This window comes from Cellulosimicrobium funkei, assembly GCF_004519295.1.
In the GTDB taxonomy this organism is placed as follows: domain Bacteria; phylum Actinomycetota; class Actinomycetes; order Actinomycetales; family Cellulomonadaceae; genus Cellulosimicrobium; species Cellulosimicrobium funkei.
On record NZ_SOZH01000009.1, the window covers coordinates 204,644 to 228,148 of the forward strand.

General features: G+C 74.0%; 16 protein-coding genes. 11 read left to right on the top strand and 5 right to left on the bottom strand.

Annotation, left to right across the window (positions count from 1 at the left end; all coding sequences use genetic code 11):
- Positions 1 to 7: 7 nt before the first annotated feature.
- Entirely contained in the window at positions 8 to 769 is a 762-nt protein-coding gene (locus tag E1O70_RS15955) for a CDP-alcohol phosphatidyltransferase family protein (RefSeq protein ID WP_061268688.1), read from the bottom strand.
- A 205-nt stretch (positions 770 to 974) separates the two neighbouring features.
- On the opposite strand from E1O70_RS15955, the gene E1O70_RS15960 reads away from it, so the two are divergent.
- From E1O70_RS15960 to E1O70_RS15970, 3 genes are all read left to right on the top strand, one after another.
- The gene (locus E1O70_RS15960; RefSeq protein WP_240696733.1) at positions 975 to 1,955 is read left to right on the top strand and encodes a glycosyltransferase; all 981 of its coding nucleotides are present in this window, start codon (positions 975 to 977) and stop codon (positions 1,953 to 1,955) included.
- Positions 1,952 to 2,680, top strand: coding sequence for a hypothetical protein (locus E1O70_RS15965; RefSeq protein WP_061268687.1), 729 nt, complete (start codon positions 1,952 to 1,954; stop codon positions 2,678 to 2,680). Before E1O70_RS15960 ends, E1O70_RS15965 begins: the two co-directional genes overlap by 4 nt.
- A gap of 128 nt (positions 2,681 to 2,808) precedes the next feature.
- Positions 2,809 to 7,128, top strand: a complete 4,320-nt coding sequence (locus E1O70_RS15970) for a LamG-like jellyroll fold domain-containing protein (RefSeq protein ID WP_082774682.1) — start codon at positions 2,809 to 2,811, stop codon at positions 7,126 to 7,128.
- Positions 7,129 to 7,232: 104 nt separating this feature from the next.
- Here the strand turns inward: E1O70_RS15970 and E1O70_RS15975 are convergent, their stop codons facing one another.
- The gene (locus E1O70_RS15975; RefSeq protein ID WP_061268685.1) at positions 7,233 to 8,522 is read right to left on the bottom strand and encodes a hypothetical protein; all 1,290 of its coding nucleotides are present in this window, start codon (positions 8,520 to 8,522) and stop codon (positions 7,233 to 7,235) included.
- An 18-nt stretch (positions 8,523 to 8,540) separates the two neighbouring features.
- Positions 8,541 to 10,004 carry a tyrosine-protein kinase domain-containing protein gene (locus E1O70_RS15980; RefSeq protein WP_061268684.1) on the bottom strand — a complete coding sequence of 488 codons (1,464 nt, stop codon included), beginning with the start codon at positions 10,002 to 10,004 and terminating at the stop codon, positions 8,541 to 8,543.
- A gap of 209 nt (positions 10,005 to 10,213) precedes the next feature.
- On the opposite strand from E1O70_RS15980, the gene E1O70_RS15985 reads away from it, so the two are divergent.
- Complete coding sequence (locus E1O70_RS15985; RefSeq protein WP_240696734.1) at positions 10,214 to 11,557, top strand: lipopolysaccharide biosynthesis protein; 1,344 nt, start codon at positions 10,214 to 10,216, stop codon at positions 11,555 to 11,557.
- A 110-nt stretch (positions 11,558 to 11,667) separates the two neighbouring features.
- A complete protein-coding gene (gene mfd / locus E1O70_RS15990; RefSeq protein ID WP_061268682.1) occupies positions 11,668 to 15,420 on the top strand; it encodes a transcription-repair coupling factor in 3,753 nt (1,250 codons plus the stop codon).
- 7 nt (positions 15,421 to 15,427) lie between these two features.
- On the opposite strand, the gene E1O70_RS15995 is transcribed toward mfd, so the two are convergent.
- A complete protein-coding gene (locus E1O70_RS15995) occupies positions 15,428 to 16,132 on the bottom strand; it encodes an arsenate reductase/protein-tyrosine-phosphatase family protein (RefSeq protein WP_061268681.1) in 705 nt (234 codons plus the stop codon).
- Between the two features lie 255 nt (positions 16,133 to 16,387).
- Between E1O70_RS15995 and E1O70_RS16000 the strand changes: the two genes are divergently transcribed.
- Positions 16,388 to 16,828, top strand: coding sequence for an FAD synthase family protein (locus E1O70_RS16000; protein WP_021483197.1), 441 nt, complete (start codon positions 16,388 to 16,390; stop codon positions 16,826 to 16,828).
- Positions 16,829 to 16,840: 12 nt separating this feature from the next.
- Here the strand turns inward: E1O70_RS16000 and E1O70_RS16005 are convergent, their stop codons facing one another.
- Positions 16,841 to 17,059, bottom strand: coding sequence for a PLD nuclease N-terminal domain-containing protein (locus tag E1O70_RS16005; protein WP_061268680.1), 219 nt, complete (start codon positions 17,057 to 17,059; stop codon positions 16,841 to 16,843).
- Between the two features lie 258 nt (positions 17,060 to 17,317).
- Here E1O70_RS16005 and E1O70_RS16010 point away from each other — a divergent pair, with 258 nt between their 5' ends.
- From E1O70_RS16010 to E1O70_RS16030, 5 genes are all read left to right on the top strand, one after another.
- Complete coding sequence (locus tag E1O70_RS16010) at positions 17,318 to 19,504, top strand: carbohydrate-binding module family 20 domain-containing protein (RefSeq protein ID WP_082774681.1); 2,187 nt, start codon at positions 17,318 to 17,320, stop codon at positions 19,502 to 19,504.
- A gap of 124 nt (positions 19,505 to 19,628) precedes the next feature.
- Positions 19,629 to 20,408: a nucleoside triphosphate pyrophosphohydrolase gene (locus E1O70_RS16015; RefSeq protein WP_240696735.1), complete on the top strand. Its 780-nt coding sequence runs from the start codon at positions 19,629 to 19,631 to the stop codon at positions 20,406 to 20,408.
- Between the two features lie 207 nt (positions 20,409 to 20,615).
- A complete protein-coding gene (gene eno / locus E1O70_RS16020; protein ID WP_061268679.1) occupies positions 20,616 to 21,902 on the top strand; it encodes a phosphopyruvate hydratase in 1,287 nt (428 codons plus the stop codon).
- Between the two features lie 192 nt (positions 21,903 to 22,094).
- Positions 22,095 to 22,916: an FtsB family cell division protein gene (locus tag E1O70_RS20500; RefSeq protein ID WP_082774688.1), complete on the top strand. Its 822-nt coding sequence runs from the start codon at positions 22,095 to 22,097 to the stop codon at positions 22,914 to 22,916.
- A 41-nt stretch (positions 22,917 to 22,957) separates the two neighbouring features.
- On the top strand, positions 22,958 to 23,485 hold the full coding sequence (locus E1O70_RS16030) for a DUF501 domain-containing protein (RefSeq protein WP_240696736.1): 528 nt from the start codon (positions 22,958 to 22,960) through the stop codon (positions 23,483 to 23,485).
- Positions 23,486 to 23,505: the final 20 nt, after the last annotated feature.

The window sequence follows — 23,505 nt, forward strand, 5'->3', positions numbered from 1 at the left end:
ACCGGCCTCACGAGCGGACTCCCGCCGTCGTCGCCGCGCCGCGTTCCAGGGCCTGGAGCGACCGGTACCACCGCACGGCCGCGAGGGGCAGGACGAGCGCGTTCACGACGGCGAGCGCGGTGTACACGACGAGGAACGCGGAGGGGAGCCACAGCAGCGCGAACGAGAGGCACAGGAAGCCGTAGTCGGTCGGGAGCACCGCGAGCGTGTAGAGCGGGTGCTCGCGGAGCCGGCCCCCCGTCCCGTGCGCGGCCCCGCCCGGCGAGCCCTTGGCGCGGCGCACCAGGTCGACCGCGACGATCCCGAAGAAGAACGTGCTGCTCACGACGCAGAACGCCAGCGGGACGACGAGCCAGCCGGCGTCGACGTCGTAGTACCGGAACCAGCAGACGAGCACCGCGAGGTGCAGGGCCACCGTCTTGAGGGCGTCGAAGAAGTGGTCGAGCCACTCGCCCGCCGCGCTGCCCGACCGCGAGAGCCGCGCGAGCTGGCCGTCCGCCGAGTCGAGGGCGTACCCGAGGACGAGGAGCACGACGGCCGCGAGCGACGACGCGAGCGTCGGCTCGGCGAGCGCGATCGTCGCGATCCCGGCGAGCGTGGTGGCCGCGCTGACGAGCGTCACCGCGTCCGGCGTCAGGCCGAGCACGTACGCGCCCGCGGCGAGCGGGCGGCCGAGCGGGCGGTTGACGAAGCGCGAGTACGCGGCCGCGCCGCTCGAGGACTTCTGCGCGTCGTGCAGTCGCGTCATCGCCGCGCCGAACTCGGACATGGGCACCTCGCGAAAGAGACGGGGGGAGCTTCCGGGAAGCGGCGGCGACGGATTGTCTGCCCGCCCCCGACCGTGCCGAGAATCGTATCCAGGCGGGCGCGGGTGAACAGCGGGTGAGGTTGTATCTCGCCCGGGTGAATTCCGGCGTCACGGCCCGACGACGGGCTTAGGATCGCCGCGACGGCCGACGTGCCAGGACCTGGAGGTGACGACCGTGGACGACGTCTCGCACGCCTCCGGCGACCTCGCGATCGTGGTCGTGAGCTACGGCTCCGCCGCGCTCCTCGAGCGCAACCTCGGCGCGCGCGGCGCGGTCGGGGAGGCGCGCGTGCTCGTCGTCGACAACCGGTCGACGACGCCGGAGCGCGAGCGGGTCTCCCGCCTGGCGGACGAGCGCGGCTGGGACCTGCTCGCCCCGGCGGAGAACCTGGGCTTCGGCGGCGGCGCCAACCTGGGGATGCGCGCGGCGTTCGACGCGGGCGCCGCCGAGGTGCTCCTCCTCAACCCCGACGCGACGATCGCCGCGGCCGACGTCCGGACCCTGCGGGCGGCCGTCCAGGACGACCGCCTGCTCCTCGTGTCCCCGGTCGTCCTCACGCCCGCCGGACGCCGCTGGTTCGGGGGCCTCGACGTCTACCTCGACGACGGCACGTTCCGCGCGCCGTCGCGCCGCGACGAGCACCCGGGCGCCGCGCGCGTGGAGTGGCTCAGCGGCGCGTGCCTGCTCGTCACCCGGGAGGTCTGGGAGCGCACGGGCGGGTTCGACGACGCCTACTTCCTCTACTGGGAGGACGTCGACCTGTCCTACCGCCTGCAGCGCGCGGGCGGCCGGGTCGCCGTCGTCGAGGACGCCGTCGCGGTCCACGACGAGGGCGGGACCCACCGCGACGGCCGGCAGCGGCCGGAGGCCAAGTCGGAGACGTACTACTACTACAACATCCGCAACCGGATGCTGTTCGCCGCGCAGCACCTCGACGAGGTGTCCGTGCGGCGCTGGCGGCGCAGCGCGCCGGGCAACGCCCGCGCGGTCCTGCGGCGCGGCGGCCGGCGCCAGTTCCTGCGGCCGGTCGTCCCGCTGCGGGCGGCCTGGCGCGGGCTGCGCGACGGCCGGCGGGCGGCCCGGCAGGGCGCCGCGACGGCGGACCGGCGAGAGCCGGCACGGAGCACGACCGGAGGCGGACGATGAACGCGGAGAACGACGGCGCCCCCGAGGGCGCCACCCCGACGCGGCGGCCCTCCCGCCGTGCCGTCGCGGTGATCGGGGCGGCGGTCGCGCTCGCGGTCGCCGTCACCCTCGTCGTGCTGCAGCCGTGGCGGTCCGACGGCGACGAGTCCCCGGGCGGGACGGTCACGCCCGCGCCGGTCGCCTCCCCGGAAGAGAGCGGCGACGCCTCGGCGGACGCGACCGCGGACGACGCGGGCGACGGGGACGGCGCCGCCGCGGCGGACGGCGACGCGGCCGCCGGGACGGGCGAGACCGACGGGGCGGACCCCGCCGTCGTGCCCGTGGCCCCCGAGCTCGAGCCGGCCGCGCCCGACCAGACGGTCCAGGCGCCCGACGGCGTCACCGTGCGGCTCGCGCAGGTCGAGCACGTCGAGGGCGAGGCCGTGGCCGCGGGCGAGACCTCGGGTCCGGCCGTCCGCCTCACCGTCGAGGTCACGAACGGGACCGACGCCCCGCTCGACCTCTCCTACGCCGTGGTCAACGCCTACACGGGCGAGGACCGCGCGCCGGCCGGGCGCCTCGTGCAGCCCGGCGGCCGGCCCTTCGAGGGCGAGCTCGCCCCGGGCGAGAGCGGGACGGGCGTCGTCCTGTTCTCCATCCCCGACGCCGACCGCGACGACGTCACCGTCGCGGTGGAGTACGCGCCGGGCACGTCGACCGTGGTATTTCGCGGCGATCTGTCCTGACCCGCGCGGGAGGGGGCGGTAAATTTCGCCCGCTCGCGCCGTTCTGCGGCCGGTTCGCCGGCGCTACAGTCACAACGTCCGGCTGATGGACCGGCATTTCCGCGGGTCCGCGACGAAGAGAGTGACCCATGAAAAACAATGATGTGAGTCGGACGGTCGTCCAGGGCTCTCTTCGGGGCGCGCCGCCGGGACGGCGACGCGTCGTCGGCCGCGTCGCCGGGCTGACCGTCGCCGCCCTCGTCGCGACGGGCCTCGTCGCCCCGGCGGCCGGCGCGGTCGAGAGCGCGGCGCCCGCCGCGGCCCCCGCAGCCGTCGCGCCCGACGCGCCGGTCGCCGCGGCCGCCACCCCGGCCGACGCGACCGTCCCGGTCACGGCCGACCCCCTGCCCACGACCCAGATCGACGGAATCGTCTGGGCGCAGACCATCGTCGGCGGCCGCGCGTACGCCGGCGGCCAGTTCACCTCGGCACGCCCCGCGGGTGCGGCGGCCGGGACGGGGGAGACCCCGCGCGCGAACATCCTGCGGTACGACGTCGAGACCGGCGTGCTCGACGCGTCCTGGAACCCGGGCACGAACGGTCGCGTCCTCGCGATCTCGTCGTCGCCGGACGGCAAGCGGCTCTACGTCGCGGGCGCGTTCACCGAGATCGCCGGCCAGACGCGGTACCGCCTCGCGGCGTTCGACACCGCGACCGGCGCGCTCGTCTCGAGCTGGAACCCGGGCACCAACTCCACGGTCTACGACATCAAGGCGACGAACTCCACGGTCTACATCACCGGCGAGTTCTCCAACGTCAACAACACCGCGCGCGCCCGCATCGCCGCGCTGGACGCGTCCACGGGCGCGCTGCTCGGCTTCGCGCCGGAGCTCGCCGGCGGGTACGGCGGCCGCGCGATCGAGATCTCGCCCGACGGCGCCAAGGTGGTCGTCGCGGGCTCCTTCACGAGCACCAACGGGTCGACGAACCCCGGCCGCGGCATGGCGGCCCTCGACGCGACGACGGGCACCGTGCTCCCGTGGGCCGTCAACTCCGTGATCCGCAACGGCGGCGACAACGCCGCGATCTACTCGCTCGCGTCCGACGGCGACAGCGTCTATGGGTCGGGCTACGACTACGGCGGCAGCAAGACGGAGGACGACTTCGAGGGCTCGTTCCGCGCGAGCTGGTCCGACGGGTCGCTCGTCTGGATGGAGGACTGCCACGGCGACACGTACTCGGTGTACCCGGCCGGCGACTCCGTCTACGTCGCGACGCACGCGCACTACTGCGGCAACATCGGCGAGTTCCCGCAGACGGACCCTTGGACGGTGAACCACTCGCTGGCCTTCGCCAAGGAGCCGTCGGACCGCAAGATCACGCCGGACGTCTGGGGCTACCGCAGCTTCACGGGCCAGACGGCGGGCAAGCTGCTGCACTGGTACCCGACGTGGAGCACAGGCAGCGCGTCCGGGATCTCGCAGGCGGGCTGGGACATCACGGCCAACGACAAGTACGTCGTGTACGGCGGCGAGTTCACGCGCGTCGCCGGGGCCCGGCAGCAGGGCCTGGTCCGGTTCGCGCGGCGCGACGTCGCCCCGACGAAGATCGGCCCGACGATCCAGGGCGGGCAGTACACCATCTCGACGCGGTCCCTCGTCAGCGGGAGCGCCCGTATCTCCTGGCCGGCGAACATCGACCAGGACAACGCCGAGCTGACCTACGAGCTGTACCGCCGCGGCACGACCGCCCCGATCTCCACGCAGAAGGCGTCGTCCACGTACTGGGTGCGCCCGACCATGGGCTACACCGACTCCGGCCTCGCGCCGGGCAGCACGGTCGAGTACCGCGTCAAGGTGATCGACGGCGACGGCAACTCCACGGTCTCCAACTGGACGCCGGTCACGATCGCGGCGCAGGGGTCGAGCACGGCCTACAACGACTCGGTGCTCGGCGACTCGCCGGTGAGCTACTGGCCGATGGGCGAGGCGAGCGGGAGCAGCGCGACCGACTGGGCGTCGCTGTCCGACCTCGCGCTCACGAACGGCACGACGCGGGGCGTCGACGGCAAGGACGTGCCGCCGACCGCGAAGGCGACGCGATTCTCGGGCGCCAACGGTGTCTCCGGGAGCACCCCGACCGCGACCACCGGACCGCAGCGGTTCTCCGTCGAGGCCTGGTTCCGCACGACCTCGACGTCGGGCGGCAAGATCGTCGGCTTCGGCAGCTCCAAGACCGGCACGTCGTCGAGCTACGACCGGCACATCTACATGAACAACTCCGGACGCCTCACGTTCGGTGTCTACCCGGGGACCGTCCGCGAGATCACGACGGCCGGCTCGTACAACGACGGCGCGTGGCACCACGTGGTGGGCACGCTCGACGGCTCCGGCATGACCTTCTGGGTCGACGGCATCAAGGCGGGCCAGCGCAGCGACACGACGTCGGCCCAGTCCTACTCGGGCTACTGGCGCGTCGGTGGTGACAGCCAGTCAGGCTGGCCGAGCAGCGGGAGCTCGAACTTCTTCAACGGCACCATCTCCGACGTCGCCGTGTACGACCGTGCGCTCACCCGTGGCGAGGTCTCCGACCACTGGACGGCGAGCGGCCGTCCCGCGGCCGGAGCCACCGCGCCGCAGGACGCGTACGGCCAGGCGGTCTACTCGCTCGAGCCGACGCTGTACTGGCGGCTCGGGGAGTCCTCGGGCTCGGTCGCGAAGGACTCCGGGCCCGACGCGTCCGACGGCTCGTACTCCGGGCCCGTGACGAAGTCGCAGACCGGCGCGCTCACGGGCGTCACGGACACGGCGGTGCGCTTCCAGCCGACGAAGAACGTCTTCGGCACCTGGAACGGCGGGCTCGTCGCGAGCCAGCGCAGCTACGCCAACCCGACCGTCTACTCGGTCGAGACGTGGTTCAAGACCGACACCACGACCGGTGGCAAGCTCATCGGGTTCGGCAGCAGCCGCACGGGCACCAGCTCCAACTACGACCGCCACGTCTACATGTCGGCCGACGGCAAGGTGAAGTTCGGCACGTACGACGGCGCGCAGCAGGTGCTCAGCACCACGGGGTCGTACCGGGACAACGCCTGGCACCACGTCGTGGCGACGCAGTCGAGCGCGGGCATGCGGCTCTACCTCGACGGCGAGCTCGTCGGGTCGAACGACAAGGCCGTGCCCGAGAACAACACCGGCTACTGGCGGCTCGGCGGCGACAACGGCTGGGAGGGCGACACCTACTGGAAGGGCTACCTCGACGAGGCGGCCGTCTACCCGGTCGCGCTCACGCCGGCCCAGGTGAAGCAGCACTTCCAGCTGGGCTCCGGCACCACGCCGAACGTCCCGCCGCAGGCGGTCGTGACGGCGCAGGCCGACGGGCTCACGGTGTCGGTCGACGGCTCGGGCTCGAGCGACCCGGACGGCACCCTGACCGGGTACGCGTGGGACTTCGGTGACGGCGCGACCGGCACCGGGGCGACGGCGACCCACACCTACGACGCGCCGGGGACGTACACGATCACGCTCGACGTGACCGACGACCGCGGGGCGACGGCCACGGCGACGACGTCGGTGCAGGTGCTCGCGCCGAACGTGACGCCGCAGGCGGCGTTCACGGCGTCCGCGACGGACCTCACCGTCGCGGTGGACGGCTCGTCGTCGAGCGACCCGGACGGCACGATCGCGTCGTACGCGTGGAGCTTCGGGGACGGCGCGACCGCGGAGGGCGCCACGGCCTCGCACACCTACGCGCAGGCCGGGACGTACGCGGTGACGCTCACGGTGACGGACGACCGCGGGGGCACGTCCTCCGTGTCGCACGACGTCGTGGCGACCGCGCCGGCGGAGAACGTCGTCGTGCGCGACACGTTCGACCGTGCGGTGACCTCCGGCTGGGGCACGACGACGTCGGGCGCGGCGTGGTCCGCGCTCGGCGGGGCCGCGGCCTTCTCGGTCGCGGACTCGGCCGGCACGCTGACGATGTCGCCCTCCTGGACGCGCGAGGCGCGCCTGGCGGGGGTCTCGGAGTCGCGGGCCCGCACCGAGACGACGTTCTGGTCGGACGTCGCGTCGGTGGGCGGGACGACGTCGGTCACGCTCGTCGGCCGGCAGGTCGGGACGAGCACGTACTCCGCGCGTGTCCGCCTCGAGCCCAACGGGCTCATGCGGCTGTACCTGCTCCGGGACGAGACGCTCCTCGGGAACCAGCTGCTCCCCGCGACGTACGCACCCGGCACGCGGTACACGGTGTCGATCTCGGCGGTCGGGACGTCCCCGACGACGCTCTCCGCCAAGGTGTGGCCCACGGCGGCCGGCCCGGCGCAGGCGTGGCACCTCGAGGCGACCGACACGACGGCGGCGCTCCAGTCGCCCGGCACGGTGAGCATCAAGGTGGCCGTGAGCTCGGCGTCCACCAACCCGACGACGCGTGTGTCGTTCGACGACGTCAAGGTGGTGCGCGAGCCGTAGGCCCGCCGCCCCTCACGTCCGCCGGTGCCCCCGGGTCCTCGACCCGGGGGCACCGGCGCGTCCCGGGGGCTTCCCGGGGGCTTCCCGGGGGCTTCCCGGGGGGCTCAGGGACTACCGAGCGGGGTGGCGCTGCCGCGGTCGGGCAGCGTGTACGGCGTCGCGATCGCCACGCCGAGCATGAGGACGGTGGCGGACACCGAGTAGAACGGGCTGAAGAGCAGGTCCCACGCGCACGAGAGCGCGAGGTAGAGCAGGAGTGCCGACGCCGCGTTGCGGCCGAGGTCGGCCAGCGTGCCGCGCCAGACGACGACGACGCACGCGACGGCGAACAGCATGCCGACGAGCCCGAACCGGATCCACTGGTCGCCGAGCACGGAGTGCACCTCGAAGCCCGACCCGAAGAGGTACTTCTCCACGTAGCCGTTGTTCGGGTCGTAGTTGAGCCGCGCCATCCCGGTCTTGGCGGTGAGCAGGTCCTCGAGGTTGGGCACAGCGCCTGCTCCGTACCCCCAGGGTCGGGCCGCGACGAGCGCGGTCGCGGCCCCCATCTCGGGCCGCCCGCCCGTGAAGACGGAGCCCGACGTCTGGATCTGCATCTCCGTGCGCTGCTGCGCGTCCGCGCCGAGGTAGCCGTCGAGCACGAGGGTCTGCATCCCGAGGAAGACGACGAGCGCGAGCACGCCGAGCTGCGTCGCGACGCGCACCCCGCCGGACCGCACGCGCAGGCCGGTGCGCATCGCCTGCCAGGCGACGAGGAGGGCGACCATGAGCATCGTCGTCGCCGCCGACCGGGAGTCGTTGACCGCGGAGACCCCGGCGAGCGCGAGGGCGGCGACGACCTGGAGCCCGCGCGACCGCGTGCTGAGGCACAGCGCGAGCACGAGCACGGTCACGGGCATGCCGAACGTGTACTTCCAGGGGTTGTCGGCGCCCCCCGTCCGGAGCACGGCCGCGGCGAGCGCGCCGACCCCGAAGAGGACGGCGACGGTCGAGGTCTCGAGGACGGCGCGGCACCACAGGAGCACCCCGGCGCCGAGGACGAGCGCCGAGAGCGTGATGAGGCCGCCACGCAGCGCCAGCGACGACAGCACGCGGTCCGGGGCGGAGAGCTCGGTGAGCAGGACGCCGCTGAGCAGGGCGAGGACGCCGAGCCCTACGAACCACCGGCCGGGCCGGGACCGGCGCACGACGGGGAGCCACACGGGGAGCAGCACGAGCCCGACGACGATCGCCGGGGTGATCCCCGCGACGGTCGGGACCCAGGCGCCGCACGCGAGGGCGGCTGCGCCGGCCGCGATCCGCGTCGCGACGTCGGACGCCCCCGGGAGGGGCTGCGGCGCCGGGACGGTCGTCCGGGGCCCGGTGCCGGGCTCGGCCCCGGCGCGCGCCGTCATCGCGTCGTCATCCGGTCGTCACGGCGTCGTGCGGCGGTCCGCGTCCTCGACGGCGCGCGGCGCCGCCGCGTCGTCGGCCGTCGCGACGGGGCGGACGTCCGCGGATCCGGTCTCGCGAGAGAACGCGCCGGGGATGCCGACCCGGGGGTCGTCGACGTAGTAGGCGCTGCGCCCGCGCGGCTTGACGTCGTTGAGCACGATGCCGATGACGTCCGCCTCGCCCCGCTCGAACTTGTCGACCGTCTGGCGCAGCCGCGAGATGCGGGTCTTGCGGGCCCGCGCGACGACGAGCACGCCGTCCACGGCGCGCGAGAGCCACAGCGGGTCGCTCAGCGGGAGGATGGGCGCGGTGTCGATCACGACGTAGTCGTAGTGCGTCCGCAGGTCGCCGATCACGGCGACGAGCCGCTCGGAGGACAGCAGCACGCCGGGGTTCGCGGGCAGGACCCCGCTCGGCAGCACGAAGAGGTTGGGGCGCGTCCAGGGGAGCACGATGTCCTCCTGGGCCACGTCGCCGACGAGCAGGTTCGTCAGGCCGACCGACCCCTCCAGCCCGGTGACGCGCGCGATCGAGGGCCGGCGCAGGTCGGCGTCGACGAGGAGCACGCTGCTCCCGTCCTCGGCGAGCGAGAGCGCGAGGCTGATCGCGATCGAGCTCTTCCCCTCGCCCGCGTCGCCGGAGGAGACCATGAGCACACGGCGGCCGTGGTCGACGTCGGCGAAGCGCACGTTGGCGACGAGCGTGCGCACGCTCTCGGACGGGCGGCTGCCCGGCCCCGCGGCGACGACGGCGGGCAGCGACGTGCGCGACGGCACCTTGACGACCTCGCCGAGGAACGGCACGCCGAGCATCGACTGGATCGACGACGAGCTGACGACGCGGCGCGCGAGCAGCTCGCGCAGGACGGCGTACGTCACGCCGACGGCGAGGCCCGCGGCGAGGCCGACCATCGTGAGCAGGCGCGTGTTGGGCGCGATGGGGTTCACGGGCTGGCGCGCGGGGGCGATCGTCGTGATCCGCACGGCCGACGAGCTGTCGGCGAGCTGCGGCGACAGCTCGGGGACGGCCAGCGCGAGCTGGTCGCTGATGCCGTCGGCGATCTCGCGCGCGCGGTCCGGCGAGGTGTCGCTCACCGCGATCTCGATGACCACCGTGTTGAGCGGCGTGTTCACGCTGACGCTGCGGGCCAGGCGGGCGGGCGTGGTGTCGAGGCCCAGGTCCTCGATCACGGGCTCCAGCACGTACGGCGACTGCGCGAGCACCGCGTACGACGCCACGAGGTTCTGCACGTAGTTCGAGCCCTGCACGAGCTCGGCGGCGTTCTCGCCCTGCTCGGGGACGACCATCACCGACGCCGACGACTGGTACACCTTCGGTTCCGAGCGCGCGTAGCCGAACCCGGCGACCGCCCCCAGGACGGCGCACACGGCGACCACGACCCAGTGGCGCAGCACCGCGGTCACGTACTCGCGCAGCGTCATCTCTCGCCCTCCGCGGCCGGTCGGCACCGTCGGCGACGGGCCCTGCCGTCCACCGTAGTCGGGCGCACCGGACGGTCGCCGCAGGTCGGGCGGGATTCACCCTCCCGCGACGGTCGGATCTCGTGGAGAAGGTCCTAAGATCGTGAATTCCGGGCAGCGGACCGGCGCTCGGGCCTGCGGGCGACGCACCGGGAGCACGAGGAGGACGAGTGGGCCTCTGGCGTTCGGTGACCGGGACGGCCGGCGCCAAGGTCGCCGTGATGGGCCTGGCGGGGCTCCTCGGGATCGTCACCAGCCGCCTCATCATCGAGCACTTCGGCGTCGCGTCCTACGCCCAGTACGGGCTGCTCAACGGGCTGCGCAACCTCCTGCCGTTCGCCGACCTCGGCATCGGCGCGGTCGTCATCAACGCCATCGCGGAGGCGTCGTCCCCGCGCGAGTCGGAGCGGGTCCACCGGACGCTGACGACGGCGCTGCGCGTCCTCACCGTCTCGGGCCTGACCATCGCCGCCGTGTGCGTGGCGATCCAGCTCCTCGGGTGGTGGCCCCTCCTGCTGGGCGACGGCCTCGTCGCGGGCGGGGACGTCGTCGCGACGCTGTGTCTCGTGGTGTTCGGGCTGTCGCTCCCGCTGGGGATCGGCATCCGGGTCCTCATCGGGCTCAAGCAGAACGTGCTCCAGACGTTCCTCCAGGGCATCGTGTCGCCGCTCTTCTTCGTCGGCGTCGTCGTGCTCGTCCTCGTCGGCAAGGGGCAGGGCGGCAACTACGTCGCGCTCGTCTCCTACGTCGCGGCCGGGCTCGCGTCGGCGATCACGGTGAGCGTCGCGGCGCGCCTGCTCGCGCCCCAGGTCGGCCGGGCGTTCCGCGACGTCCCGCGGCGCCGGGCCGTGCCCGGGGTGCCGGTGGCATCGGTCGCGGTGCCGATGCTCGTGCAGTCCGTCGCGATGCCGGTCGCGATGCAGAGCGACCGGCTGCTCCTGTCCCACCTGTCGACGACGCAGGCGCTCGCGCAGTACACGTTCGCGACCCAGCTCTTCGGGCTCGTCATGCAGGCGATCATCGCGGCGGGGGTCAGCATGTGGCCCTACTTCGCGCAGGCGCGGGCGCGCGACGAGGTGATGAGCCCGTTCCGGATCTCGCTCGCGTTCCTCGCCGGGGGCGTGCTGCTGTCCACGGTGCTCGCGCTGTGCCTGCCGTTCCTCCAGGACGTGGTCGCCGACGGCAAGATCACCGTGCCGCTCGCGCTCGTCCTCGGCTACTGCGCGCTCGTCGCGGTCCAGGCGCTCAACTACCCGCCGGGCATGTACATGACCGACGAGCGCGGCCTGCGGTTCCAGGTCGTCCCTGTCCTGCTCATGACCGTGAGCAACGTGGCGCTCTCGTGGGTGCTCATCGAGCCGCTGGGCGCGGCCGGGCCGGTCGTCGGGTCGGCGGTCGCGATCCTCGTCTTCCAGGTGGTGCCGAACTCGATCTGGGTCGCCCGGGACCTGCGCGCCCGGCGGCGGGCCGCGGCGGCGGGGCGCTCGGAGGAGGCCCCGGTGGCGGGGGCCTGACGCACGCCCGCGCGCGGAACGATGTGGGTCCACGCGCGTAGTGTGGACGCCGGACCCGATCGCCCGCCCCGGTCGGGACCGTCGTCGTGCCCTCTCCTCGAAGGACCCCCATGAACCTCACCGGCATCCTGCCCGCGCTGCTCGCCGACCAGGCCGCGGCGGCCGCGGTCGAGCACGTGCGCGCCCGCGGCGAGGCCGACGTCGTCGGCCCGGCCGGCGTCCGCCCGCCGCTCCTCGCGGCGATGGCGGGGGCGCGCGCGACGGGGCCGGTGCCGGACGGCGACGCCCCGGGGTCGGGCGGCGGGGGTGGCCCGGCGTGGGCCGCGGGCTCGCGCCCGCTCGTGGTGGTGACCGCGACGGGGCGCGACGCGGACGAGCTGGCCGCGAGCGTGCGCGCCTACCTGCCGGACGAGCTGGGCGACGTCGTCGCGGTGCTGCCGAGCTGGGAGACGCTGCCGCACGAGCGCCTGAGCCCGCGCGCGGACACGGTCGCCAAGCGCATCGCGGTGTTCCGGCGCCTCGCGCACCCGGACCCGGAGGTCGGCCCGTCCGGTCCCGTCCGGGTGCTCGTCATGCCGGTCCGGGCGCTCCTGCAGCCCGTCGTGGACGGGCTGGGGGACCTCGAGCCGGTCGAGCTGCACGCGGGCACGACGGCGGACCTCACCGACGTCGCGGAGCGGCTCGTCGCGGCGGCGTACACGCGCGTGGACATGGTCGAGCGGCGCGGCGAGTTCGCGGTCCGCGGCGGCATCCTCGACATCTTCCCGCCCACGGAGGACCACCCGCTGCGCGTGGAGTTCTGGGGCGACGAGGTGTCGGAGATCCGCTGGTTCGCGGTCGCCGACCAGCGCAGCCTGGAGATCGCCGAGCACGGGCTGTGGGCGCCGCCGTGCCGCGAGATCCTGCTCACGGACTCGGTACGGGCGCGGGCCGCCGCGCTGGTGGAGGACCTGCCGGGCGCGACGGAGATGCTGGACCGGCTCGCGGCGGGCGTCGCGGTCGAGGGCATGGAGTCCCTCGCGCCCGTGCTCGTGGACCGCATGGTCCCGGTGCTCGAGCTCGTGCCCGACGACGCGCTCCTCGTCGTGGACGACGCCGAGCGCGTGCGCCGTCGCGCGCACGACCTGGTGGCGACCACGGAGGAGTTCCTCGCCGCGGCCTGGACGGGCGCGGTGGCGGGCGGCAAGGCGCCGGTCGACCTGTCCGCGGCGTCGTTCGAGACGTTCTCCGAGGTGCGCGCGGTCGCGCAGCGCCGCGGCCTGGGCTGGTGGACGCTGTCGTCGTTCGCGCTCGACAACCCCGACCTCGACGTCCCGCCAGACGCCGACGGGGGCGCTGCTGCGGACGCCACTGCGGCGAGCGGCGGCGCGGGCACGACGGCCGCCCACGTCGGCGAGAGCGCCGACGGCGTGCCGACCTTCACGCTCGGCGCGCGCGACGTCGAGTCCTACCGCGGCGACGTGGCGCGCGCGCTCGACGACGTGCGCGGGCTGCAGCACGCGGGCTGGCGGCTCGTGCTCACGACGGAGGGCCACGGGCCGGCCAAGCGCATGGTCGAGCAGCTCGGCGCGGCGGACACGCCCGCGCGCCTCGTGCCGCGGCTCGACGACGAGCCCGAGGGCGGCATCGTCCTCGTCACGCCGGCGATGGTCGGCAAGGGCTTCGTCGCGCCGGGGCTGCGGCTCGCCGTCTTCTCCGAGGCCGACCTCACGGGCCGGGCCGGCACGAGCACGCGCGACATGCGCAAGATGCCCAGCCGGCGTCGCAACGTCGTCGACCCGCTCCAGCTCAAGGCGGGCGACTTCGTGGTGCACGAGCAGCACGGCGTGGGCCGCTTCGTCGAGCTCGTGCAGCGCACGCTCGGCACGGGCGGCAACGCCGCGACGCGCGAGTACCTCGTGATCGAGTACGCGTCGAGCAAGCGTGGCCAGCCGGGCGACCGCCTGTTCGTGCCCATGGACCAGCTCGACCAGGTCACGAAGTACACTGGCGGCGAGGCACCGAGCCTCAACAAGATGGGCGGGTCGGACTGGGCCAAGACGAAGTCCCGCGCGCGCAAGCACGTCAAGGAGATCGCGGGCGAGCTCATCCGCCTGTACTCGGCGCGCATGGCGACGCAGGGCCATGCGTTCGGCCCGGACACGCCGTGGCAGCGCGAGCTGGAGGACGCGTTCGCGTACGTCGAGACGCCCGACCAGCTCGCGACGATCGACGAGGTCAAGGCCGACATGGAGAAGACGGTCCCGATGGACCGGCTCGTGTGCGGCGACGTCGGCTACGGCAAGACGGAGATCGCGATCCGCGCGGCGTTCAAGGCGGTCCAGGACGGCAAGCAGGTCGCGGTGCTGGTGCCCACGACGCTGCTCGTGCAGCAGCACCTCGAGACGTTCTCCGAGCGGTACGCGGGCTTCCCCGTGACGGTCAAGGCGCTGTCGCGCTTCCAGACCCCCAAGGAGTCCGAGGAGGTCGTGGACGGGCTGGCCCAGGGGACGGTGGACGTCGTCATCGGCACCCACCGCCTCATCACGGGCAGCGTGCGGTTCAAGGACCTGGGCCTCGTCATCATCGACGAGGAGCAGCGGTTCGGCGTCGAGCACAAGGAGACGCTCAAGCAGCTGCGGACCAACGTGGACGTGCTCGCCATGTCCGCGACCCCGATCCCGCGCACGCTCGAGATGGCCGTCACGGGCATCCGCGAGATGTCGACCCTCGCGACCCCGCCGGAGGAGCGCCACCCCGTCCTCACGTACGTCGGGGCGTACGAGGAGAAGCAGATCGCCGCGGCGCTGCGCCGCGAGCTCCTGCGCGAGGGTCAGGTGTTCTACGTGCACAACAAGGTCGAGACGATCGAGCGCACCGCGGCGCGGCTGCGCGAGCTCGTCCCCGAGGCCCGCGTGGGCGTCGCGCACGGCAAGATGAACGAGCACCAGCTCGACCAGGTGATCCGGGCGTTCTGGGAGAAGGAGCTCGACGTCCTCGTCTGCACGACGATCATCGAGACGGGCCTCGACATCTCCAACGCGAACACGCTCATCCTCGAGCGCGCGGACATGCTCGGCCTCTCCCAGCTCCACCAGCTCCGCGGCCGCGTGGGCCGCGGGCGCGAGCGCGCGTACGCGTACTTCCTGTACCCGCCCGAGCGGCCCCTCACCGAGACCGCGCACGACCGCCTCGCCACGATCGCGGCCCACACCGACCTCGGCGCGGGCATGCAGGTCGCGATGAAGGACCTCGAGATCCGCGGCGCGGGCAACCTGCTCGGCGGGGAGCAGTCCGGCCACATCGCGGGCGTCGGGTTCGACCTGTACGTGCGCATGGTGGGGGAGGCCGTCGCCAACTACCGGGGCGACGGGCCCGAGGAGCAGCCGGAGGTCTCGATCGAGCTCCCGGTCGACGCGCACCTGCCGGAGTCCTACATCGCGACCGAGCGTCTGCGGCTCGAGGCGTACAAGAAGATCGCCGCCGCGGCCGACGCGCCGGAGCTCGCCGAGGTGCGGGCCGAGCTCGTCGACCGCTACGGCGCCCTCCCGGACGTCGCGTCCGCGCTGTTCGACGTCGCCGACTTCCGCAACCACGCCCGCCGGGCGGGGCTCACGGACGTCACCGCGCAGGGCAAGTTCATCCGGTTCGCGCCGGTCGACCTCCCCGAGTCGGCGCAGCTGCGGCTCAAGCGCCTCTACCCGGGCACGCTGCTCAAGCCCGCGATCCGGGCGATCCTCGTGCCGTACCCGACGACGGCGCGCATCGGCGGCCGCCCGCTGCGTGGCGCGGAGGTCCTCGGGTGGGCGCGCCAGCTCATCGACGCCGTGGTGCTCGGCGAGGTGAGCGCGGCCGCGACGGTGGGGACGTCGTCGGCCCGCTGACGCGCGGTCAGCGCAGGCGCCAGCTCCGCCGGCCGCCGTGCCGGGGCGAGCTGCTGCCGCCGCGCCCGGTAGGGTCGGTGCCGTCCCCGCCGCCGGGGAACGGCGGCGTGCGCGCGCCGCGCTCGGTGAGGGTGGGGGACCACTCGAGGCGCCGGGCGGCGGGCGGGTGCACGACGCGGGCGACCGCCGCGACGGCGGTGTCGATCGTCGTGAACGCCTGCCGGTAGGCCCGCTCGGAGCGACCGTGCGGGTCCGGGATGTCGAGGGGTGTGCGCGGGGTGATCGTCCGGACGCGCTGCGCGCTCGCGATCTCCGGGAGGCGGGCGATCCGGTCGGCGTCGGTCTCGTCCGGGTCGACGGGCAGGTCGATCGCCGAGAGCAGCGCGGCGAGCTCCAGGAGCGTGTAGGTGCGTCGGACGGCCTGCGGGACGAGGGTGACGACGGCGGCCCGCTGGGCCCGGGACATCGTGAGGACGAGGTCCGCCTGCTCGATCATCGCCGCCGTGAGCTGCCGCCCGGTGTGCGTCGACGCCTCCAGGCCGCGTGCCGTGAGCAGCCGCGCCATCGGCTCGTCGAGCGGTGCTCCTTCGAGCGCGTGCGTCCCGGCGCTCGACACCGTGACGCTCGTGTCGCTGCGGATGCTCAGCAGCCTCTCGGCGGTGGGGGAGCGGCAGACGTTCCCGGTGCACACGGTGAGGACCTGGGACGGCATGACTGAGGTCGGCACTCCCTCCGGTGCGCGGGGACGTCGTCCGGAAAGGCGACCGACCGAAGGTAGCACGCAGCGATCGGGCCCCTGCCGGGCGGGCGGGCGGGTGCGCTCCCACGCGCTCGTCGAGCCCACAATTCACCCGGTGGGCCGCCTTCTTCACCCTCGGAGGGCGTGGTTCCGGGTCTCCTCCCGGTCCTAGCCTGGACGCGGCCCCCTCGCCGTGCGGGGCGCGCGGCCGAGGACGGGAGGACGGGCATGAAGGTCGGGTACGCCCCCGGTGCGTGGGACCTGTTCCACGTCGGGCACCTCAACGTCCTCCGGCACGCCCGCAGCGAGTGCGACTACCTCGTCGCGGGTGTCGTGGACGACGACATGCTCGAGCTCGCCAAGGGCCGGCGCCCGGTCGTCCCCGTCACGGAGCGCGCGGAGATCGTCCGCCACGTCCGGTTCGTCGACGAGGTGTTCGTCGAGACCCAGCCCGACAAGCTCGAGACCTGGCGCCAGCGCCCGTTCGACGTGTTCTTCAAGGGCGACGACTGGCGCGGCACCCCGAAGGGCGCGGAGCTGGAGCGTCGCTTCGCCGAGGTGGGCGTCGAGGTCGTCTACTTCCCCTACACCGTGCACACGTCGAGCACGGCGCTGCGGCGCGCGCTGACGCTGCTCGAGCCGACGGCGGGGCTCACGGTCGAGGGCTGAGCCCTCCCGCGGTCAGCTCTTGCGGCCGTCGAGGAAGTAGGCGATGGGCCCGACCCAGTTGACGAGGAGCGCGAGGCCCCACGCGAGCTTGGTCCCGTTCACCTGGTCGGCCGGCCGACGCACGAGGTCCCGGTACGCCGCGGCGGTGAGCGTGACCTGTGCGGCTCCCACCACCCCGACGGCGATCCGCTGACCCTTCGTCAGGTCCTTCCACCGGCGCTTGGTTCCCATGGCGTCTCCTCTCGGCGTGTCCTCCGACGCTATGCCGTCCGGGCCGCCGCCGCACCGGCACGACCCGTCCGCACGACCCGTGGACACAGGTCGTGACAGCCCGCGCCGGTCTCTGTAAGGTTGCAGCAACATCCGGAAACATCCTGCAACGCCGCAGGTGCCGGTCGCGCCCGCCACCCCGGGGCGCTCGTCATCACCGCGTGGCCCGCCCGTGCTCGACGCCGAGCGAGGGGCGGCCGCATCCTCGAAGGAGCTGCAATGACGCGCACCACCGACCTCGCCGGACCCCCGGCGCCCACCCCCGTCCCCGCAGGCCGCCCCGCCAGCCCGCACCGCGGGCGCCTGCGCCGCGTCCTCGCGGCCGGCGCCTCGGCGGCCCTCGCGCTGACCGCGGCGCTGGCCGCGGTCCCGGTCGCCGGACCCGCCGCGGCCGCGCCGCCCGTGCCGACGCCCGTCGTCGACTCCCCGAACGGCCGGGGCGACGTGATCCTCAACCTCTTCCAGTGGACGTGGGACTCCGTAGCCGCCGAGTGCACGAGCACCATCGGCCCGGCCGGGTTCGGCTACGTCCAGGTCTCGCCGCCGCAGGAGCACATCCAGGGCACGGCCTGGTGGACCTCCTACCAGCCCGTCAGCTACAAGCTCGAGTCGAAGCTCGGCACCCGCGCCGAGTTCCAGCGCATGGTGAGCGCCTGCAAGGCGGCAGGCGTGGGCGTGATCGTCGACGCGGTCGTCAACCACACGGCGGGCGCCGACACCGGGTCCGGCACCGGGACCGGCGGGACGAGCTACTCCGTGGACAGCTTCCCGGGCGTCCCGTACGGGCCGAACGACTTCAACGACTGCCGGTCGAACATCAGCAACTACGGCGACCGGTACAACGTCCAGAACTGCCGCCTCGTCTCGCTCCAGGACCTGCGGACGGGCTCCGACTACGTGCGCGGCAAGATCGCGGGCTACCTCAACGACCTCCTGTCGCTCGGCGTCTCGGGCTTCCGCATCGACGCCGCGAAGCACATCCCGGCCGCTGACCTCGCGGCGATCAAGGCGCGGCTCACGAACCCGAACGTCTTCTGGGTGCACGAGGTCATCGGCGCGAGCGGCGAGCCGATCCAGCCCTCGGAGTACCTCGGTTCCGGCGACTCGCACGAGTTCTTCTACGCGCGCGAGCTGAAGTCCCGGTTCGACGCCCAGATCAAGGACCTGCGCACCATCGGCGACAACAAGCTCCCCTCCGACCGCGCGGGCGTCTTCGTCGACAACCACGACACCGAGCGCAACGGCGAGACGATGAACTACAAGTGGGGCGCCAAGTACCGGCTCGCCAACGCGTTCATGCTCTCGTGGCCCTACGGCGCGCCGAGCGTCTACTCGGGCTACACGTGGAGCGACAAGGACGCGGGTGCGCCCGGCGCCTCGGCCACCTCCGTGCCGGACGCGAGCTGTGCCGACAGCGCGTGGGTCTGCACGCAGCGCTGGACCGAGATCGCGGGCATGGTCGGCTTCCACAACGCGGTCGCCGGGACCTCGGTGACGGGCTGGTGGGACGACGGGAACAACCACATCGCCTACGGGCGAGGCGCCAAGGGCTACGTGACGATCAACAACTCCGCGAACGCCGTGACGCGCACCTACCAGACCTCGCTCCCCGCCGGGACGTACTGCGACGTCGTGGCGTCGAAGGACTGCTCGAAGACCGTCTCCGTCTCCGGCTCGGGCACCTTCACGGCGACGGTGCCCGCGTACGGGGCGCTCGCGCTCCACGTCGGGGCGCGCGGCGACGGCGGCACCGGGGGCCCCGGGCCCGTCGACCCGGCCGGCACGACGACCGTCTACTACGCGACCGACAAGGGCTGGAACGCGTACAACGTCCACTACAAGGTCGGCACCGGCGCCTGGACCAGCGTCCCCGGGCTCCCGATGACGGCGGCCTGCACGGGCTGGGTCTCGCGGCAGATCAGCCTGCCCAGCGGGGCGACGGGCGCGGCCGCGACCGTCACCGCCGCCTTCACGAACGGCTCGGGCGCCTGGGACAGCAACGGCGGCAAGGACTACGCCCTGTCCGGCGCCGCGGTCGCCGTCTCCGGCGGGACGGTCACGGCGGGCGACCCGTGCGACGGCGGCGGGTCGCCGGGCGGGCCGGTCGAAGGGCAGGGCGACGCGTCGTTCTCCGTCACCGCGACCACCACGTGGGGCCAGACGGTCCACGTCGTCGGCAGCATCCCGGCGCTCGGCTCCTGGGCGCCCGCGAACGGCGTCCCGCTGTCGTCGTCGGCCTACCCGGTGTGGACCGCGCGCGTCGACCTCCCGGCCGGCACGACCTTCCAGTACAAGTACGTCAAGCGCGACGGCGGCGGGAACGTCGTCTGGGAGAGCGGCGGCAACCGCACGGCGACGGTCGGCGCCGACGGCTCCGTGACGCTGTCGGACACCTGGCGGTCGTAGCGCTTCCGCCGTCCCCACCACGCGGTCGTGGCCCCGCCCGGGCCACGACCGCGTGCTGGGGGCAGGCAGCGACGGCACGCTCGACCGGCGGTGACCGCGCGCCCGGCGAACCTACGATGAGGCGGTGACCGCCCCCGAGCCCTCGGCCGCCCCGGACCCGCACGAGCCCACGCACGACCGCGCGCCCGACGCCGCGACCGACCCGCTGCGCGACGTCGTCGCCGTCATGGACCGCCTCTACTCCCCGGGCGGGTGCCCGTGGGACCGCGAGCAGACGCACGTCTCGCTCGTGCGGTACCTCCTCGAGGAGGCGCACGAGCTCGCCGACGCCATCGAGACCGACGACCGCGCCGGGATGCGCGAGGAGCTCGGCGACCTGCTCCTGCAGGTGCTGTTCCACGCGCGCATCGCGAGCGAGGAGCCGGACCCGTTCACCGTCGACGACGTCGCCGCCGACCTCGCGGCGAAGCTCGTGCGGCGCCACCCGCACGTGTTCGCGGACGCCGACGCGACCGACCTGCACGGGCAGTGGGACGCGATCAAGAAGGCGGAGAAGCAGCGCTCGTCGGTGCTCGAGGGCATCTCGCACACGCAGGGGTCGCTCGCCCGCGCGCAGAAGGTCCTGTCCCGGGCCGGGCGCGGCGGCCTCGGCGACGTCGTCGGCGCGGCGCTCGCGGCGCCGTCGGGCACCGGGGCGGGTGCGGTCGGCGAGGACGGCGCCGGCCCGACGCCGGACGAGCGGCTCGGGCGCGAGCTGCTCGCGCTCGTGGCCCGCGCGGAGGCCGACGGGCTCGACGCGGAGGCCGCGCTGCGGGGCGAGCTGCGGCGCGTCGAGGCGCGGATCGTCGCGGCCGAGACGTCGGCAGGGGCGCCCGCGGAGCCCGGCCCGGCGGTGCAGGGCTGAGGCGGGACGTTCGTCCCGATCGTCGACGCGCAGGTCCCCGACCCGGGGCCCACGGACCGGACGCAGCGGCGCAGGTCACAACCGGGCACTAGGCTGTGGTCGTAAACCCACCATCGTCGCGGGCGCGCACGCGGCGTCCCGGGTTTCCCTGCCCGGGTCCGCCACCACCGTTCGAAGCGCCCGCAGCCCTGCCCCGAAGGAGCACCTGTGGCCAGCATCGAAGCCGTTGGAGCGCGCGAGATCCTCGACTCCCGCGGAAACCCGACCGTCGAGGTCGAGGTCGTCCTGGACGACGGGACGTTCGCCCGCGCCGGAGTGCCCTCGGGCGCGTCGACCGGTGCGTTCGAGGCCGTCGAGCGTCGTGACGGCGACAAGTCCCGCTACCTGGGCAAGGGCGTCGAGGGCGCGGTGAACTCCGTGATCGACGACATCGCCCCGGAGCTCATCGGCTTCGAGGCCGAGGACCAGCGCCTCATCGACGCCGCCCTCATCGACCTCGACGGCACCCCGAACAAGGGCAAGCTCGGCGCGAACGCCATCCTCGGCGTCTCGCTCGCCGTCGCGAAGGCCGCCGCGAAGAGCGCGGGCCTCGACCTGTACCGCTACGTCGGCGGCCCGAACGCGCACGTCCTGCCCGTGCCGATGATGAACATCCTCAACGGCGGGTCGCACGCGGACTCGAACGTGGACATCCAGGAGTTCATGGTCGCCCCGATCGGCGCCTCCTCGTTCCGCGAGGCGCTGCGCACCGGCGCCGAGGTCTACCACGCGCTGAAGTCCGTGCTCAAGGAGAAGGGCCTGGCCACCGGCCTCGGCGACGAGGGCGGCTTCGCGCCGAACCTCGCGAGCAACCGCGAGGCGCTCGACCTCATCCTCGTCGCGATCGAGAAGGCCGGCTTCGCGCCGGGCACCGACGTGACGCTCGCGCTCGACGTCGCGTCCACCGAGTTCTTCAAGGACGGCGCGTACCAGTTCGAGGGCGGCGCGAAGACGCCGGCCGAGATGATCGCCTACTACGAGCAGCTCGTGCGCGACTACCCGCTGGTCTCCATCGAGGACCCGCTGTCCGAGGACGAGTGGGACAGCTGGTCGCAGCTCGTCGCCGAGGTCGGCGACAAGGTGCAGATCGTCGGCGACGACCTGTTCGTCACCAACCCGGAGCGTCTCGCGAAGGGCATCGAGCTCAAGGCGGCGAACTCGCTCCTCGTGAAGCTCAACCAGATCGGCACGCTCACCGAGACGCTCGACGCCGTCGAGCTCGCGCAGCGCAACGGCTTCACCGCGATGGTGTCGCACCGCTCGGGCGAGACCGAGGACACGACGATCGCGGACCTGTCCGTCGCGACGAACGCCGGCCAGATCAAGACGGGTGCACCCGCCCGCGGCGAGCGCATCAACAAGTACAACCAGCTCCTGCGCATCGAGGAGGCGCTGGACGACGCCGCCCGCTACGCCGGCCGTGGCGCGTTCCCGCGCTGGACGGTGCAGGGCTGACCTGCGGCTGACCGTCGGTCGCGCACGACCCCGCCGGGACGACCCGGCACCCGGAGCCCGGAGGGCCGCTCGTCGGCCCGCCGGGCTCCGGCGCGTCCGGACGGGTGAAGAAGTCGTGTCGATCGCCTCACGTTCGCGGGCGCACCGCGCGTGCTCCCGGCGCGCCGCGTCTCGCGGCAGCACAATCGGGGCATGCCGTCCTCGCGTCGTCCCCCGCGCCCCGGTGCCCCCGCGCGGCCGGGCTCCGGGCCCGCGCGCGGCACGTCCGGGACGAAGCCCACGAAGCGCTCCGCGTCCTCGGGGGCCGCGAGCCCGCGCCCGGCGTCCACGGGCGCCCAGCGGACGGCGTCGGGCTCCTCGGCGAAGTCCCCGGGCGGCGGCTCGACCGCCCGGACCCCGTCGTCGTCCGGAGCGCGCCGCCCCGCCGCCCGACCGAGCAGCGCGACGTCGACGCGACGTGCGGCCGGCCCGGCGCCCGAGGACCGGCGCCGGAGCCGCTACGGCTTCCTCCTGCCCGAGGTGGTGACCGTCCGGACCCTGGTCCTGTCCGTCGTCGTGCTGCTCGCCGCGGTGCTCCTGCTGCCGACGCTGCGCGCGTACGTCAACCAGACGGGGGAGCTGCGCGAGCTGCGCGCCGGCCTCGAGCAGGCGCAGGCCGAGCACACCGAGCTCGAGGCCGAGCTCGCCCGCTGGGACGACCAGGCGTACGTCGAGCGCGAGGCGCGGGACCGGCTCAACTTCGTCATGCCGGGGGAGCGGCCGTGGCGCGTGCTCGACCCGGAGACGGTCGTCGACGACACCGACCCGCAGACCGGGCGGACGATCACGGACGGGCCCGTCCGGGGGTACGAGGAGGGCACGCCCTGGTACGAGGCCATCTGGGAGTCGGTGCAGGTCGCGGGCGGTCCGCGCACGTCCGGCGGCGACGACGCGGGGACGTCCGACGGGACCGCGCCCGCGGGCGAGGAACCGGCCGGCGACGAGGGCGCTCCGCAGAGCGGGGAGAATGGGTGAGGCGTCGTCCCGACGCCGCCGACCGACCCGAAGGAAGTCCCGTGCCCGACGCCCGCCTGGCCATCCCCGCCGACGACCCGGACGTCGTCGTCACCGAGCGCGACCTCGAGACGCTCGCGGAGCAGCTCGGGCGCACCCCGCGCGGCGTCGTCGGCATCGCCGCGCGGTGCGCGTGCGGGCGCCCGCTCGTCGTCCGCACGGCGCCGCGGCTCGAGAACGGCACGCCGTTCCCCACGACCTTCTACCTCACGAGCCCGGGCGCGGTCGCGGCCGCGTCGACGCTCGAGGCGAACGGCGTCATGAAGGAGATGTCGGAGCGGCTCACCGAGGACGAGGAGCTCGCCGCCGCCTACCGGCGCGCGCACGAGCACTACCTCGCGCAGCGTGAGGCGCTCGGCCACGTCGAGGAGATCGACGGCATCTCGGCGGGCGGGATGCCCACGCGCGTGAAGTGCCTGCACGTCCTCGTGGGCCACGCGCTCGCGGCCGGGCCGGGCGTCAACCCGCTGGGCGACGAGGCGCTCGAGCGCGTGCGCGACGTGTGGCGCCCCGACCGCTGCACCTGCTGACCGCGTGGCACGCTTGGACG

Excerpts from the sequence above, each read along its gene's own strand:
- E1O70_RS15955 (WP_061268688.1), bottom strand. The coding sequence starts at position 769 with ATGTCCGAGTTCGGCGCGGCGATGACGCGACTGCACGACGCGCAGAAG.
- E1O70_RS15965 (WP_061268687.1), top strand. The coding sequence starts at position 1,952 with ATGAACGCGGAGAACGACGGCGCCCCCGAGGGCGCCACCCCGACGCGG.
- E1O70_RS15970 (WP_082774682.1), top strand. The coding sequence starts at position 2,809 with ATGAAAAACAATGATGTGAGTCGGACGGTCGTCCAGGGCTCTCTTCGG.
- E1O70_RS15975 (WP_061268685.1), bottom strand. The coding sequence starts at position 8,522 with ATGACGGCGCGCGCCGGGGCCGAGCCCGGCACCGGGCCCCGGACGACC.
- E1O70_RS15980 (WP_061268684.1), bottom strand. The coding sequence starts at position 10,004 with ATGACGCTGCGCGAGTACGTGACCGCGGTGCTGCGCCACTGGGTCGTG.
- mfd (WP_061268682.1), top strand. The coding sequence starts at position 11,668 with ATGAACCTCACCGGCATCCTGCCCGCGCTGCTCGCCGACCAGGCCGCG.
- E1O70_RS15995 (WP_061268681.1), bottom strand. The coding sequence starts at position 16,132 with ATGCCGTCCCAGGTCCTCACCGTGTGCACCGGGAACGTCTGCCGCTCC.
- E1O70_RS16000 (WP_021483197.1), top strand. The coding sequence starts at position 16,388 with ATGAAGGTCGGGTACGCCCCCGGTGCGTGGGACCTGTTCCACGTCGGG.
- E1O70_RS16005 (WP_061268680.1), bottom strand. The coding sequence starts at position 17,059 with ATGGGAACCAAGCGCCGGTGGAAGGACCTGACGAAGGGTCAGCGGATC.
- E1O70_RS16010 (WP_082774681.1), top strand. The coding sequence starts at position 17,318 with ATGACGCGCACCACCGACCTCGCCGGACCCCCGGCGCCCACCCCCGTC.
- E1O70_RS20500 (WP_082774688.1), top strand. The coding sequence starts at position 22,095 with ATGCCGTCCTCGCGTCGTCCCCCGCGCCCCGGTGCCCCCGCGCGGCCG.